General features: G+C 55.9%; 13 protein-coding genes. 3 read left to right on the top strand and 10 right to left on the bottom strand.

Going from position 1 to position 15,909, the window contains the following annotated elements; translation table 11 throughout:
- Window positions 1–99: 99 nt before the first annotated feature.
- The 3 genes from B347_RS0119620 to arcD (B347_RS0119610) form a co-directional block, all read right to left on the bottom strand.
- On the bottom strand, window positions 100–1,110 hold the full coding sequence (locus B347_RS0119620; protein WP_019411393.1) for an ornithine carbamoyltransferase: 1,011 nt from the start codon (window positions 1,108–1,110) through the stop codon (window positions 100–102).
- A gap of 77 nt (window positions 1,111–1,187) precedes the next feature.
- Window positions 1,188–2,444, bottom strand: a complete 1,257-nt coding sequence (arcA, locus tag B347_RS0119615) for an arginine deiminase (protein ID WP_019411392.1) — start codon at window positions 2,442–2,444, stop codon at window positions 1,188–1,190.
- Between the two features lie 33 nt (window positions 2,445–2,477).
- On the bottom strand, window positions 2,478–3,905 hold the full coding sequence (gene arcD / locus B347_RS0119610; protein ID WP_019411391.1) for an arginine-ornithine antiporter: 1,428 nt from the start codon (window positions 3,903–3,905) through the stop codon (window positions 2,478–2,480).
- Between the two features lie 445 nt (window positions 3,906–4,350).
- On the opposite strand from arcD (B347_RS0119610), the gene arcD (B347_RS0119605) reads away from it, so the two are divergent.
- Window positions 4,351–5,778, top strand: a complete 1,428-nt coding sequence (arcD, locus tag B347_RS0119605; RefSeq protein ID WP_019411390.1) for an arginine-ornithine antiporter — start codon at window positions 4,351–4,353, stop codon at window positions 5,776–5,778.
- A 34-nt stretch (window positions 5,779–5,812) separates the two neighbouring features.
- Here the strand turns inward: arcD (B347_RS0119605) and B347_RS0119600 are convergent, their stop codons facing one another.
- From B347_RS0119600 to gap, 7 genes are all read right to left on the bottom strand, one after another.
- Window positions 5,813–6,217 carry a YbaN family protein gene (locus B347_RS0119600; protein ID WP_019411389.1) on the bottom strand — a complete coding sequence of 135 codons (405 nt, stop codon included), beginning with the start codon at window positions 6,215–6,217 and terminating at the stop codon, window positions 5,813–5,815.
- Between the two features lie 58 nt (window positions 6,218–6,275).
- Window positions 6,276–6,884: a biliverdin-producing heme oxygenase gene (locus B347_RS0119595; RefSeq protein WP_019411388.1), complete on the bottom strand. Its 609-nt coding sequence runs from the start codon at window positions 6,882–6,884 to the stop codon at window positions 6,276–6,278.
- A gap of 112 nt (window positions 6,885–6,996) precedes the next feature.
- A complete protein-coding gene (locus B347_RS0119590; RefSeq protein ID WP_019411387.1) occupies window positions 6,997–9,600 on the bottom strand; it encodes a TonB-dependent receptor in 2,604 nt (867 codons plus the stop codon).
- A 118-nt stretch (window positions 9,601–9,718) separates the two neighbouring features.
- On the bottom strand, window positions 9,719–10,687 hold the full coding sequence (locus B347_RS0119585) for a FecR family protein (protein ID WP_019411386.1): 969 nt from the start codon (window positions 10,685–10,687) through the stop codon (window positions 9,719–9,721).
- A gap of 51 nt (window positions 10,688–10,738) precedes the next feature.
- Window positions 10,739–11,257, bottom strand: coding sequence for an RNA polymerase sigma factor (locus tag B347_RS0119580; RefSeq protein ID WP_026014301.1), 519 nt, complete (start codon window positions 11,255–11,257; stop codon window positions 10,739–10,741).
- A gap of 161 nt (window positions 11,258–11,418) precedes the next feature.
- Window positions 11,419–11,883 carry a methylglyoxal synthase gene (locus B347_RS0119575; protein WP_019411384.1) on the bottom strand — a complete coding sequence of 155 codons (465 nt, stop codon included), beginning with the start codon at window positions 11,881–11,883 and terminating at the stop codon, window positions 11,419–11,421.
- A gap of 4 nt (window positions 11,884–11,887) precedes the next feature.
- A complete protein-coding gene (gene gap / locus B347_RS0119570) occupies window positions 11,888–12,889 on the bottom strand; it encodes a type I glyceraldehyde-3-phosphate dehydrogenase (protein WP_019411383.1) in 1,002 nt (333 codons plus the stop codon).
- A 207-nt stretch (window positions 12,890–13,096) separates the two neighbouring features.
- Here gap and edd point away from each other — a divergent pair, with 207 nt between their 5' ends.
- Window positions 13,097–14,923, top strand: coding sequence for a phosphogluconate dehydratase (gene edd / locus B347_RS0119565; protein ID WP_019411382.1), 1,827 nt, complete (start codon window positions 13,097–13,099; stop codon window positions 14,921–14,923).
- Complete coding sequence (locus tag B347_RS0119560) at window positions 14,920–15,876, top strand: glucokinase (RefSeq protein WP_019411381.1); 957 nt, start codon at window positions 14,920–14,922, stop codon at window positions 15,874–15,876. Before edd ends, B347_RS0119560 begins: the two co-directional genes overlap by 4 nt.
- The last annotated feature ends 33 nt before the right edge of the window (window positions 15,877–15,909 follow it).

Raw genomic sequence — 15,909 nt, 5'->3', positions numbered from 1 at the left:
AGGGAAGTCCGGATCTGTAGGCGCGAGTTTGTCGCGCGTTCTTTTGAGCTGTTAAAAGATCGCGAGGCAAGCTCGCGCCTACAGAATTGGCGTTATGACTTAGATATCAGCCAGAGCCGCTACCAAGATTGCCTTGATGGTGTGCATACGGTTTTCGGCTTGCTCAAAAGCAATATTGACCGGGGACTCGAACACTTCCTCTGTGACTTCAATGCCGTTTTTCAGGTTCGGGTGGTGTTCTGCCACGTCTTTGCCGACTTTGGTTTCACTGTTGTGGAACGCTGGCAGACAGTGCATGAACTTCACGCGTGGGTTCTCTGCCGCTTTGATCATTTCGGCATTGACCTGATACGGCAGCAGCAGTTTGATGCGTTCGTTCCACGCTTCAACCGGCTCGCCCATCGACACCCAAACGTCAGTGTGGATAAAGTCCACGCCTTTAACGGCGGCTTTCGGGTCTTCGGTTAGGGTGATTTTGGCACCGCTTTCCTTGGCAAATTCTTGGCACTGCTTAACAAATGCTTCTTCTGGCCACAGACCTTTAGGGGCTGCGATACGTACGTCCATGCCCAGCTTGGCGCCGATCAGCAGCAGGGAGTTACCCATGTTGTTGCGGGCGTCGCCCAAGTAGGCGTAGCTGATGTTGTGCAATGGCTTGTCGCTGTGTTCGCGCATGGTCAGCACGTCAGCGATCATTTGCGTTGGGTGGAACTCAGCAGTCAGGCCGTTGAACACCGGCACACCGGCGTACTTGGCCAGCTCTTCCACGATCGCTTGTTCAAAACCCCGGTATTCGATGGCGTCAAACATGCGGCCCAGAACGCGAGCGGTATCTTTCATGCTTTCTTTGTGGCCGATTTGCGATGAAACCGGATCGATGTACGTCACGTGCGCGCCCTGGTCGTGGGCCGCCACTTCAAAGGCGCAACGGGTGCGGGTCGAGGTTTTTTCGAAGATCAGCGCAATGTTTTTGCCTTTCAAATGCGGCTCTTCAGTACCGGTGTACTTGGCGCGCTTGAGGTCACGGGACAGATCCAGCAGATAGTGCAGCTCGCGTGGAGTGTGGTGCACGAGGCTTAGCAGGCTGCGGTTTTTCATGTTAAACGCCATGGGGATCTCCTGGGTTTCTGGTTAACCGGCTTGCGCCGCCCCTTGTGGGGGCCAGCGCAAGCAATCAATTGAGTGAATTAGTAGTCGATTGGGTCGCGGATGATGGGGCAGGTCATGCAGTGGCCGCCGCCACGGCCGCGTCCTAGTTCAGATGCGCTGATGGTGATCACTTCCACACCGGCCTTACGCAGCAGGGTGTTGGTGTAGGTGTTGCGGTCATAACCGATCACCACGCCCGGCTCCAGTGCCACCACGTTGTTGCCGTCGTCCCACTGCTCGCGCTCGGCGGCGAAGGCGTTACCGCCGGTTTCGACGACGCGCAGGGTTTTGAGGCCCAGCGCCTTGCCGACCACATCCAGGAAGCTGGCTTCTTCACGTCGTACGTCAATGCCGCCGGCTTTGCTTTCATCCGGGTACAGGGAGAAGGCAACGATTTGGTTCACGACTTCCGGGAAGATGGTGACCAGGTCGTGGTCGCAGAAGCTGAAAACGGTGTCCAAGTGCATGGCGGCGCGTGATTTTGGCAAGCCCGCAACGATGACGCGTTCAACCGCTTTGTTCTTGAACAGGTTCTGTGCCAGTTGACCGATGGCTTGGCGAGAGGAACGTTCACCCATGCCGATCAGTACGACGCCTTTGCCGATTGGCATAACGTCGCCGCCTTCAAGGCTGGCATTGCCGTGGTCGACTGTCGGGTCGCCGTACCAGATCTGGAAGTCGGCGTTGGTGAACTCAGGGTGGAACTTGTAAATCGCGGTGGCCAGCAGGGTTTCCTGACGGCGCGCTGGCCAGTACATCGGGTTCAGCGTAACGCCGCCGTAGATCCAGCAGGTGGTGTCGCGGGTGAATTGGGTGTTCGGCAGCGGTGGCAGAATAAAACTGGTGTGACCGAGGAAATCACGAAACATCTGGATGGTCTTGCCGCCGAAGCTGCTTGGCAAATCGTCCGCCGATACGCCACCAATCAGGTACTCGGCTGCGTGACGCGGCTCCAAGCTTTTGATCCAGGATTTGACCTCGTTGACCAGGCCCACACCCACCTGATTCGGTGTCACTTTGTGGTCCAGGATCCAGTCCAGCGCTTCTGGTATGGCGACGATGTCAGTCAGCAGGTTGTGCATTTCCAGCACATCAATCCCGCGGTCGCGCATTTTGGTGACGAAATCGAAGTGGTCGCGCTTGGCCTGGTTAACCCAGAGCACGTCATCGAACAAGAGTTCATCACAGTTGTTCGGCGTCAGGCGCTGGTGAGCCAGACCTGGGGAGCACACCATAACCTTATGCAGCTTTCCGGCTTCGGAATGTACGCCGTACTTCACTTTTTCCGTGGTCATTACAGTCATCCTCCAAAGTACATAAACAGGGAGTTACAGGGTTAGAAAGCCGTCGTAGAGGCCATACGCCGCCACGAGGGCGCCGATGACAACTGCGGCAAAAATCACTTTCTCGATACTGGTGAACACTTGCTGGCCACTCTCGCGTTTCGCCTTGGCGAACAGAATCGCGCCAGGTGCGTACAGCAGAGCCGAGAGCAGCAGGTATTTCAGGCCACCGGCATAGATCAGCCAGATGGCGTAGATCAGCGCAACAGCGCCGATAAACAGGTCTTTCTTGCGTTCAGCCAGGGCGTTTTCGTAAGTCTCACCGCGTACCGCCAGCAACAAACCGTAGGCCGCTGACCAGAGGTAAGGCACCAGAATCATCGAGGTCGCTAGGTAGATCAGCGACAGATACGTACTGGCCGAGAACAGGGTGATGATCAGGAACACCTGCACCATGGCGTTGGTCAGCCACAAGGCGTTAACCGGTACATGGTTGGCGTTTTCCTTTTTCAAGAAGGCCGGCATGGTGTGGTCTTTAGCGGCCGAGAACATGATCTCGGCACACAGCAGCACCCACGACAACAGGGCACCCAGCAACGACACGATCAAACCAACACTGATTAGCACCGCACCCCAGTGACCCACGACGTGCTCAAGCACGGCCGCCATCGACGGGTTTTGCAATTTCGCCAGTTCGGGCTGGGTCATGATGCCCAGCGACAGGACGTTCACCAGCACCAGCAACAGCAGTACGGTGATAAACCCGATCACCGTGGCTCGGCCCACGTCTGAACGCTTTTCGGCACGGGAAGAGAAGATGCTTGCGCCTTCGATACCGATGAACACCCACACGGTGACCAGCATCATGTTGCGCACTTGGTCCATCACGCTGCCCAGATCAGGGTTTTTCAGGCCCCAGATATCACTGGTGAAGATGTCCAGTTTGAAGGCGAATACCGCGATCAGAATGAACAGAATCAGCGGAACCACTTTGGCGACGGTGGTCACAAGGTTGATAAACGCTGCTTCCTTGATGCCGCGAAGCACCAAGAAGTGCACGGCCCACAGCAAAACAGAGGCGCCGATGATGGCCGCCGGGGTATTGCCTTCGCCGAAGATCGGGAAGAAATAGCCCAATGTGCTGAACAGCAGCACAAAGTAGCCGACGTTACCGAGCCAGGCGCTGATCCAGTAGCCCCAGGCTGACGAGAAGCCCATGTAGTCGCCGAAACCGGCCTTGGCGTAGGCGTAAACACCACCGTCCAAGTTGGGTTTTCGGTTAGCGAGGGTCTGGAACACAAAAGCGAGTGTCAGCATGCCGACAGCGGTAATTGCCCAGCCTATTAAAATTGCACCGACATCAGCACTTGCAGCCATGTTTTGTGGCAGTGAAAAAATACCGCCACCAATCATCGAGCCGACTACCAGAGCAACCAATGCACCCAGTCGAAGTTTTCCAGGAGTATCAGACATTTGTAGGGACTCCAATCCAGGAGAGATGAGGCCTAAAAGGTTATTCCGTTGTTTATGCAGTGAGTTGACGTAGGTCAGGGCATGACTACATTCCATTATTAATAAAGGGTAGGTCGCCATTACGTATTTTTGACCCGGCCTGCAAAGTCCGTGCTAAGGGGCTTTGTAGGCAGAACGGCGGTGACAGCTGTTGTATCGTGGGGATTGAAGCTAGACACTATTTGCAGATTTGCAAATGTTAGATTCATGTTTCATTTTTTTGTTGCGTAAATGAAAACGTCGTCTACATATGAAGTGTCTATTGGGCTTCAATGGAAAAGGTTGTTATTAAAAAGTGAATGTTTATTGCGTAATACGTTTAAACGAACAAGCTGTTCATATATTTAGTTCAGTGAACATCTGTAGCCGGCTATCCGTTGATAATTAATTAAATACTGAGGTGGCGATGTCACAACAGACACAGAAGCTTAGGCTCAATGCTCTGATTGCGTTAGTCGTCGGCTCGATGATTGGTGGCGGTATTTTTTCACTGCCACAAAATATTGCGGAGCGTGCTGCTGGCGGAGCGGTGTTAATCGGTTGGTCCATCACCGCAGTGGGGATGCTGGCGCTGGCCTTCGTGTTTCAGACGCTGGCCAACCGTAAGCCGGAACTGGACTCCGGGGTGTATGCCTACGCCAAAGCCGGTTTTGGCGACTACATGGGGTTCTCGTCAGCTTGGGGTTACTGGATCAGTGCCTGGATGGGCAACGTTGGCTACTTTGTGCTGCTGTTCAGCACCCTGGGTTACTTTATGCCGGTGTTTGGCCAGGGCAACACTTCGATTGCCATTGGCTGCGCCTCGGTATTGCTCTGGAGTGTGCACTTTCTGGTTTTACGCGGCATCAAAGAGGCCGCGTTTATCAACCAGTTGACCACCGTCGCGAAAATTGTGCCGATCATAATGTTTATCGTGTTGGCCGCTGTCGCGTTTAAGGCGGACATTTTTGTTGAGGATTTTTGGGGCACTGAAATGCCCAGCCTGGGCGGCGTGATGGACCAGGTGCGCAACATGATGCTGGTCACCGTGTTTGTGTTTATCGGGATCGAGGGCGCCAGTGTTTATTCAGGTCGGGCCGAAAAGCGCTCCGATGTGGGGAAGGCCACGGTCATTGGCTTTTTGGGCGTGCTGGCCTTGTTGGTGCTGGTGAATGTGCTGTCGCTGGGCATCAGGACCCAGCCTGAATTGGCGGGCTTACAGAACCCCTCGATGGCAGGGGTGCTTAAACATGTGGTGGGCGAGTGGGGCGCGATCCTGATCAGTATTGGGCTGGCCATTTCGTTGCTCGGAGCGTTGTTGTCGTGGGCGCTACTGTGCGCTGAGATTTTGTTTGCCACGTCCAAGGACCAAACCATGCCCGCGTTCCTGAGCAAGGTAAACGCCAACCATGTACCGGTTAACGCCCTGTGGCTTACCAACGTGATGATCCAGACCTTCCTGATCATCACCCTGGTGTCGTCGGGCACCTACACCACCCTGATCTACCTCGCCTCATCGATGATTCTGGTGCCTTACTTCTGGTCGGCAGCTTATGCGGTGCTGCTCTGCGTGCGGGGCGAGACGTACAAGCTGGCCAGTCGGCCGCGGGCCAAAGACTTGTTGGTAGGGGCCATCGCAATGACTTACGCGATGTGGCTGCTGTACGCGGCGGGGCCGAAATATTTGCTGTTGTCGGCCTTGCTCTATGCGCCAGGGATTTTTCTGTTCGCCAAAGCCAAACGTGAACAGGGCGAGCCGCTGTTTAAGGGCGCGGAGCCGATAATTTTCGGGGCGGTGATGATTGCGGCGCTGGGGGCGGCGTATGCGCTGTTCAGCGGGATGTTGACCCTATAAGAGGGCAACTGCTACGAGAGAAATGTGCGTGCAGTCATTTGTTTGCCAAAGGCAGCCGTTCTGGTCGTGACCAGATCCACAGGTTGCCCATGCCCATACCGGCAATGGCCAGAAACACCGGCCAGCCGTGATCCAGTACGTAGAGCATCAGCCCGGCACATAGCAGCATGCTGATGGTGGCGCTGACTTTAGCCTTGCGCTGGATGATTTTGCCGTTGCGCCAATTGAACAGGATCGGACCAAACAAACGGTGGTTTTCGAGCCAAGCACTCAGTCGCGGGGAGCTTTTGGTCGCGGCCCAAGCGGCGAGCAAAATGAATTCGGTGGTCGGCAAGCCAGGAATCACAATGGCGATCAGGCCAATGCCCAAGCTTACGTAGGCCAGCACTCCAAACAAGAAGCGGGCGATTTTGGATGAAGATTGAGTTGGGTGTGTCATAGGCTCAAGGCGCAGAAAAGGACGCCCGGTCAGCGAGCGCTGATCGGGCAGGTGAAGCTTAAGCCAATTCAGGCTGTTTTACGTAAGTCTGCTCAAGCAGGAAGGTGAAGCGGCTAAATGCATCGTTAGCGGCTTGCTCCAGCTCTGCGTCTTCCTCTGGTGTGAGTTCAACGGCGTCAAGCATCTCGATGAAGGAGTTCCAGTTACGGCCCCGGCCATCGACAGGCTCCGCCAAGTGGCGAGCACCATGAGTGGTGCTGAGCCCGAGCCCTTCGGCTTGTTTGATGAGCATTTTGGCGCCCAGCTTGGAGCCCTCGGAAACAAACACCCAGCCCAGTGCTTGCGCAATGCTCGGGTTTTTCACTGCGCCTGCAACCGGTGCGGGCAGTTTGATTTTGAGGTCGATCAAGTCAGCCTTGATCTGCTCTGCGCGGCAACGCTCAGGCAGGTTAGGGATGTGCTGAATCAGACGCTCATCGGTGTGCAGTGCTGCCAGTTCAGTCAAAAACAGGTACTGAGCCGTGGCGAAATGGGCGTAATTGGCGATGCTGCCGAAGGGATCATGGCCCATGACTTTTTCGCCCAGCGTGTCGTGCGTCTGACGGGTGGCCAGAGTCAGGCGCTTTGAGCGCTCGGAGGGACGCGCTGTGGTATCTGGAGTGGTCATGCAAATATCCTTGAGAATGAGATGCGCTTTGTAACTAGACGATCAACAAGACGCATCACAGTAAAAATTCCTCACTGCGCGGCATAAAAGGGCTGCGCAGCGAGGCTCATGATCAGATGTCCCAGACCAGATTGACTGAGAAGTTACGGCCGGGAGCGGTCAAACGTTCCATGTTGGCAGGGTTGAGCACGCCCGCTTCACCGACGCTGTCGTAACCGCGCACGTCATCCCAGTTCCAGTATTTCTTGTCGGTCAGGTTGTACAGGCCAGCATTGACGGTAACGTCCTTGGTGACTTTGTAGAAACCGCTCAGGTCGAGCACGCCATAACCCGGCGATTTGAATTGTTTGCTGGTGCCGTCTGGAGCGAAGAAGGTGGTGTTATCCACTTGGTCCTTGCGCTTGACCAGTGTCCAACTGACCAGAGCACCGTAGGCTTCCTGATCGTAACCTAGGCCTATGACGGCTTTGAGGGGGTTTACGCTGTTGATTGGCTCGCCGTTGTCTTCGTTTTCGCCATGGGCATATGCAACCGAACCGCGTGTGTACAGGCCTTTTGGTGCGCCGAACGCATCCAGATTCAACAGACCTTTAACCTCGGCACCCTTGATGGTGGCGCGTTTAATGTTGTTGCTCTGGAAGGTGGTCTCGTTGTAACCGGGCTTAATAGCGTCTTCGTTGATGAAGTCGCGGTATTTGTTGTAGAACACCGCTACATCGAATGAACCTGCATCAAACTTGCCACGCAGGCCGGTTTCGAAGCTTTTGCTTTTTTCCGGTTCCAGGTTCGGGTTGGCTGCCACTTTGTAACCGGCTGCCAGGTTCTCGAAGGTGCCATACAGCGCTTTGGCGCTAGGTGTACGGAAACCTTCCGCATATTGGCCGTACCAAGTGTATTGCTCGGTCAATGCGTAAGTCAGGCCGAATTTTGGCGAGACACGGTGCCAGACTTTTTTATCGTCGGGGACATTTGTGCGCTCAGCGACGGGAAGGGTATTGAGAAAGTCTTGAGTGATGTGCGGCGTCAGCTTGGTGTAGTCGTAACGCAGGCTCGGCATGAAGGTCCAGTCGTTCCAACTGATCTGATCTTGTGCGAACAGGCTGTAGGTGTTGATGGTTGGGTTAGGGAAGTCGCTGGACTTGACCAGGTAATCGGACGGGCTGTCAGCGCCGACTGCCGTACAGCCTTTGCCCACAGCGAGGCAAGTGCCGGAGCCGCTGCGCGAGCTGGTGACTTTCTGATTTTTAAGGGTGGCGCCATAGGTCAGCAAATGATCGGTTTCACCGATGTTGAAGGCCTTGTCCGCTTGGGCGTCGAGTATCCATTGCTTCTCTTGATACGTGGTGTCACGTGACCGCATGACATTGCGGGTGTATGGAAAGTAATCTTCCAGCGTGCTCTCATCTGTTTTGGCGATTTGGTAGTTAAGGCTGGTCTTGATGTGATCGGCAACCAGGCTGTCGACAACCATGGTGTTGACCAGGCCGAAGCGTTCACGGCTCACCGTGTCGGTGCCCGTGCGCGAACGGTACATGTTTTGTCCTACTCCATTGCCGAACGGCCCGCCCACAGCGCTCTTCACATTGACGTCGTCGTGGCTTTTGTACTTCTCGTAAGTGAGGGCCAGACGGTCGTCGTCGTTGTAGTTCCAGCCTGCCTTGGCCAGCACGCTTGTAGTTCTTACGTCTTCCGGGTTAGCCGCGGTACGTGCCAGGCCATTGCCGCCACGGTTGCCGTAAGACTCGGTGTCATGGCCGTCGCGCTGACTAAAGTGCAGCAAACCGTCAAAGTCACCCGAGCGACCGGCCACAGTGCCTGATTTGAGCCAGCTGCGATCGGCTGAGCTATAACCGGTCTTGAGGCGGGCGCCGACATCCTGGCCCGGTTTGATGATGTCATCCGGATCCAGGGTGAAGTAGCTGACGGCACCGCCTATGGCGTTACTGCCGTACAGCACGGACGCTGGGCCACGGAGGATTTCAACGCTTTTGATGATTTCAGGGTCAACGTAGTTACGTTGGGTCTGTGCGTAAGGGCCGTTGAAGAAGGAGTCTGGAATCTCAACGCCATCAATCTGGGTGAGGATCCGGTCACCGTCGATGCCGCGGATGTTGTAGCCACTGATCCCGCCGCGTAAGCCCGCGCCACCTACCGATACCCCCGGCTCATAACGCACCAGATCCTTAATGGTATTGACGTTCTCGCGGTCTAGATCTTTACGGTCATGGACGGTGACGGTACTGGGTACCGACGTCACGTCTTGTTCTTGGCGCGTGGCACTGATGGTCACTTGCTGCAAGGCCAGGGTGCCACTGGTAGCGCCGCGTTTTTCGAGGACGATGTTGTTGCTGCCCAGTTTGCGATAGCTCAGGTTGGTGCCGATGAGCAGGCGGTCGAGGGCTTTTTCCGGGGCCAAGGAGCCGCGAACACCAGGAGAAGACACGTCCTGCGCCAACTCGGCAGGCAAGCCGACCTGCCAACCGGTCACGGCGATGAAGTCGTTCAAGGCAGACGCGAGGGGCTGCTGAGAGATTGCAAATTTGTAATTGCCCACGGAGCGATTAGTGCTCGGTGCATCGGTCGCGGCCATGGCCGGCACCGCTTGAACGCCGGCCAAAAGCATAGCAACGGTCAACAACGACAAAGTGCACTGGTGCAAGCCGCCAGTGCCAGTGCGGGCGTTGGATGAAGACCGGTTGTTGAAACGTGTGGGCATTGATAGCGCTCCGTGGTGAACGAATCTTATAGTTGCGAAGCTGACTCAAAATGCGAATCAGTTGCATTGACTACAACGAGACGAACGACGAAAGGCTATCGAGTAAAAAAATAGTTAACTAATTAAGAATAACCAGCGCCGGGAACTCAGAGACGCTGCTTGACGTGATGTGGGCGAGGGAGCGCACGATGTCCAGCGGCTGGTCGAGACGGTAGTTTCCCGTCACAGCTACGTTGGCCAACTTCTCGTTTTTGTTGATGATCCAGCCGGGGTAATAGCGCCGAACTTCATCCAACACTTTGCTCATGGGGCAGTTCTCAAACACCAGCCGCCCTTGAACCCAGGCCAGGTCGGTCTGGGGGTTGAGTTTGGTGGTGCGGCTGAAACCGTTGGGGCCGATGTTTACGCTGTTACCGGCCGACAAGCGCATCTGCGCGCCAACACTGCTCACTCGCAAATCGACATCACCGCGCTGCACGCGAACCTGTGCTTCGCCATTGAGGTAACTCACGGCAAAGGCGGTGTCGCGCACACTGACGCGCACCGGCCCGGCATCCAGAATCATCGGAAGCTCAAGATTTGCCGGGACCTCAAAAAACGCTTCGCCTTTATAGAGGCGGGCGCTGGATTGAGCGTTAACCACTTTGCTGGAAAATGCCGAATTGGTATTGAGCAGCACTTTTGAGCCGTCTTCGAGTTGCAGACGCTGGCGCTCGCCTATCACGGTCAGGTGATCCGCTTGCAGACGTAACGGCACATTGCTGTAACCACCGACCGTGAGTATCAATACTGCCGCTGCAGCCACGTGTTTCCAGTGCTGACTGATACGGCGCAACAGGCTAGGCGCTCGGCGCGTTTGTAGGGTTTGGGCCGCATCCAGCACCGGTTGCCCGTTCCAGATGGCGTTGGCTTTGGCAAAGGCTTGGGCATGCGCCGGGTCGGCGTTTAGCCAGGTCTTGAAATCGGCTCTTTGTTCGTCGCTCGCACACTCAAGGGTAATCAGCCAGTCCAGTGCCTGATCCATGATGCTGTCTGGCAGCACCTTGTGCGCCGGTTCAGGCGCAGCAGATTTGTGAGTGTCCGTCACGGGTGTTCCTTGGCAATTTCAGGGCTGGCTTGTGGGCATCGGCGCTAAAGATTAAGGCCGATTAAGCCTGTCGGCTACACCAATGCAGATTGCCATGATCAATTTCAGTTCCTTCTGAACCGTACTCAATGAGACGTCAAGCTCTTGGGCAATTTCTTGATAACTGCAACCATGCAGGCGACTGAGAATAAAAATACGCTGCTGGCGAGCGCTCAACTGGCTTAGGCTCACACTCAAACGCTCCAGTAATTGCGCGGCTTGATGGGCTTCTTCCGGGGTGCTGAGCGGGGAGGCAACCCCTTCAATGACTTCCATCGGTACATCTTCAACCACCGTGCGCGCCTGAATACGACGGGCACGCAGATGATCGAGCGCCAGATTGCGCGCTGTCTGAAAGACAAAAGGTTCCAGATGCTCGACCGTGCGCTCGCTCAGGGCGCGGGTTACCCGCAGGTAAGTCTCTTGCAGCAAATCCTCTGCGGTGCTGGGGTTATGTACCATTCGCTGCAAGGTACGCAGCAAGATCACTCGCTGAGTAAGGAAGACTTGATTGAAGTGGGACTGACTCACAGTGCTACCCGACCGATTTTGAGCGAATGATAATGCTTATCATCTGTACTGTTGGTCAAGTGATGTTTTTGAATAAGCGCCAATAAGCGGGGGCGGTTTAGATCAAAAGATTGCGATGCAAGCTCGCTCCTAAGGATTTGTGATCCTGCAGGAGCGTTGTTTTATGCCCGGCCTTTTAAATACGCTGCGTAATCTGGAATACGGTGCTCGTGCGGCTGGCCCATCAATGGGCTGCTGAGCAAATAGTCAGCGGTGCATTCATTGCTCGCGATGGGAATGTTCCACACCGCTGCCACGCGCAGCAGGGCCTTTATGTCCGGGTCGTGGGGCTGTGGCTCGAACGGGTCCCAGAAAAACACCAGCATGTCGATTTTCTGCTCGGCGATCTGCGCGCCCACCTGCTGATCGCCGCCCAAGGGGCCGCTGATCATGCTTTCGATCGGCAACCCCAGGCGTTTGCTCAATAAAAGGCCTGTGGTGCCCGTTGCGCACAGGTCGTGCTGGCTGAGTTCTGCCTTGTGGCGTTCGGCCCAGTCCAGCAGGAAACCCTTGCAGTGATCGTGGGCCACCAGGGCGATACGCTTGCGCGCCGCCAAGGTAGCCATGGTGAAGCTGATACCGATCATCGCGTTACTCCGCGTTGTGCAGCGCCAGGCAGTTGTCGAGCATACGGTTGGAGAAGCCCCACTCATTGTCGTACCACGCCAGCACTTTCAGCAGTTTGCCGCTGACTTTAGTGTGGTTGGCGTCAAAGATCGACGACAGCGGGTTGTGGTTAAAGTCGCTGGAAACCAGCGGCAAGCTGTTGTAACCCAGGACTTTGGAGTGTTGGCTGGCTTCTTTGAACACGGCGTTGACTTCGGCCGCTGTGACGTCGCGTTTCAGTTCAACGGTAAGGTCGACCAGTGACACGTTGATCACCGGTACGCGTACCGCCATGCCCGTCAACTTGCCGGCCAATTCTGGCAACACCAGACCCACAGCTTCGGCGGCGCCTGTTTTGCTCGGGATCATGTTGTGGGTGGCCGAACGCGCGCGGTACGGGTCGGTGTGATACACGTCGGTCAGGTTTTGGTCATTGGTGTAGGCGTGGATGGTGGTCATCAAGCCATTTTCAATGCCAAATTCACGGTTCAGAATTTGTGCCACCGGCGCCAAGCAGTTGGTGGTGCAGGACGCATTGGAAATAATCTGATGCGATTGGCGCAGAATGTCGTGGTTAACGCCATAGACCACCGTCGCATCGGCGTTTTTACCCGGAGCGGAGATAATCACCTTACGGGCGCCAGCGGTAATGTGTGCTTCGGCCTTGCTGCGCTCCGTGAAGAAACCGGTGCATTCAAACACCACATCAATCTTCAGCGCAGCCCATGGCAGCTCAGCCGGGTTACGAATGGCGGTCACGCTGATGCGGTCACCATTGACGGTCAGGCTTTCTTGATCATGTTCAACCGTCGCGTCGAATGTGCCATGAACCGTGTCGTACTTGAGCAGGTGAGCGTTGATCGAGCTGTCGCCCAAATCGTTGACGGCGACGATCTGCAAGTCCTGTCGGTAGCCTTGGGTATACAGTGCTCGCAGGACGTTACGGCCGATCCGGCCAAAACCATTGATTGCGATTCGTAGTGTCATGGAAAGCACCTGTCATCAATTTGTTGTTGGAATTACAAGATTATTCTCATAAAAATAGAAAACAAGCCATTTAAGTGGCAATATTTTGTTTTATCTACAACGAGTGACCTGAATCAACGGGTCCAAATGACTGAAGCCGCGTCTGCGAGCCTCCGTCAGCATAGGACACGCACAGGTCGCCACATCCGTTAGCCTGGAGTTCAACACATGCATCCCCGCGTTCTTGAAGTCACCGAGCGTCTTATTGCCCGCAGTCGTGGAACCCGCGAGGCGTATCTGACGCTTATTCGCGGTGCCGCCAGCGACGGCCCGCAACGCGGCAAGCTGCAATGTGCCAACTTCGCCCATGGCGTGGCCGGGTGTGGCACGGAAGATAAAAACAGCCTGAAACTGATGAACGCTGCCAACGTGGCAATTGTTTCGTCATATAACGACATGCTCTCGGCACACCAGCCCTACGAGCACTTCCCCGAGCAAATCAAACAAGCGCTGCGTGAAATGGGCTCCGTGGGCCAATTCGCCGGTGGCACGCCCGCCATGTGCGATGGTGTGACCCAAGGTGAAGCGGGGATGGAACTGAGCCTGTTGAGCCGCGAAGTCATCGCGCTGTCGACCGCCGTTGCGCTGTCGCACAACATGTTTGATGCCGCATTGATGCTGGGGATCTGCGACAAGATCGTTCCTGGCCTGTTGATGGGCGCGCTGCGCTTTGGCCATCTGCCAACGATCTTTGTACCGGGCGGGCCAATGCCGTCAGGCATTTCCAACAAGGAAAAAGCCGACGTACGCCAACGCTACGCTGAAGGCAAAGCCAGCCGTGAAGAGCTGCTGGAATCGGAAATGAAGTCCTACCATAGCCCTGGTACCTGCACGTTTTATGGCACCGCCAACACCAACCAGTTGCTGATGGAGGTGATGGGCCTGCACTTGCCGGGCGCGTCTTTCGTCAATCCTTACACACCGCTACGCGATGCACTGACTCGTGAAGCGGCGCACCAAGTGACCCGCCTGACTAAGCAAAGTGGCGACTTTATGCCGTTGGGCGAGATCGTGGACGAGCGTTCACTGGTCAACTCCATCGTCGCGCTGCATGCCACTGGCGGCTCTACCAACCACACCTTGCACATGCCTGCGATTGCCATGGCGGCCGGTATTCAACTGACCTGGCAAGACATGGCCGATCTGTCCGAGGTGGTGCCAACCCTGTCCCATGTGTATCCAAACGGCAAAGCCGACATCAACCACTTTCAGGCTGCGGGCGGTATGGCGTTCCTGATTCGTGAATTGCTTGAGGCTGGCCTGCTGCATGAAAACGTCAACACCGTGGCCGGTCATGGACTGAGCCGGTACACCCGTGAACCGTTCCTTGTGGATGGCAACTTGGTATGGCGTGATGGTCCGATTGAAAGTCTCGACGAATCGATCTTGCGTCCGGTGGCCCGTGCGTTCTCGCCTGAGGGTGGATTGCGGGTGATGGAAGGTAATCTGGGACGCGGGGTGATGAAGGTCTCGGCGGTTGCGCCAGAACACCAGATTGTTGAAGCCCCGGCGCGGGTTTTCCAGGACCAGCAGCAATTGGCCGATGCCTTCAAGGCCGGTGAGTTGGAGCACGACTTTGTCGCGGTTATGCGCTTTCAAGGCCCGCGTTCGAACGGCATGCCCGAGCTGCATAAAATGACGCCGTTCCTCGGTGTGTTGCAGGATCGCGGCTTCAAAGTGGCGCTGATTACTGATGGCCGTATGTCCGGCGCGTCGGGCAAAATTCCGGCAGCCATTCATGTCAGCCCAGAAGCTTCGATTGGCGGCGCACTGGCGCGAGTTCAGGATGGCGATCTGATTCGGGTCGATGGCGTTAAAGGTACGTTGCAACTGTTGGTAGATGAGGCAGAATTCGCGGCACGCACCCCGGCCGTCGGCACCTTGAGTAATGCCGTAGGTACCGGGCGTGAGTTGTTTGCGTTTATGCGTCAGGCTTTCAGTTCGGCTGAGCAGGGCGCGAGTACCTTTACCTCGGCTCTGGAAAACCTTAAATGAAGCTCGCCCTTGTCGGTGATATTGGTGGCACCAACGCACGTTTTGCACTGTGGGAAAACGATCAGTTACGCTCCGTCAGCGTACTGGCCACCGCCGATTATGCATGCCCGGAAGACGCGATTAAGGTTTACCTGCAACATCTGGACATAAGCCTTGGGGCTGTAGGCTCGGTGTGCCTGTCGGTAGCCGGGCCAGTGAGCGGTGATGAGTTTCGTTTTACCAACAACCATTGGCGCTTGAGCCGCACAGCGTTTTGCAAAACATTGCACGTCGACAATTTGCTGTTGATCAATGACTTCAGCGCCATGGCCTTGGGCATGACTCGCCTTGAGCTCGCAGATGTGCTTCAGGTATGCCCCGGTATTGCCGATCCGACGCGCCCTGCGGTGGTAATCGGGCCGGGTACAGGGCTTGGCGTGGGCACCTTGCTCAATCTGGGCGAGGACCAATGGATGGCCTTACCGGGGGAGGGCGGCCACGTCGATCTGCCGATGAGCAACCCGCGCGAGGTTCAATTGTGGCAGCACATTTATAACGAAATCGGCCATGTCAGTGCCGAAAGCATTCTGAGTGGTAGCGGCTTGCCGCGCGTCTATCGGGCAATCTGCGCGGTCGGTGGGCATACTCCGGTGCTGGACAGCGACCGTGCCATTACGGCAGCAGCGCTGGACGGTGATCCGCTGGCATTGCAGGTACTGGAACATTTCAGTTGCTGGCTGGGACGGGTCGCGGGCAACAACGTATTAACTGTCGGCGGGCGTGGCGGTGTGTACATTGTCGGCGGCGTGGTACCGCGCTTTGCCGATATTTTCTTGAGCAGCGGGTTTGCCAAAAGCTTTGCTGATAAAGGTTGCATGAGTGACTACCTCAACGGCATCCCGGTTTGGCTGGTGACGGCGCCGTATTCAGGTCTGATTGGCGCAGGCGTGGCGTTGCAGCAAGCGTTCGGTTGAAGAAAGGTTTTTAACGGTAGGAGCGAGGGGGGC

It is taken from the genome of Pseudomonas psychrophila HA-4 (assembly GCF_000282975.1).
GTDB classification, from domain to species: Bacteria; Pseudomonadota; Gammaproteobacteria; order Pseudomonadales; family Pseudomonadaceae; genus Aquipseudomonas; species Aquipseudomonas psychrophila_A.
The sequence above is the reverse complement of the archived record's forward strand: the minus strand, read 5'-3'. Positions and strand labels throughout refer to the sequence as shown.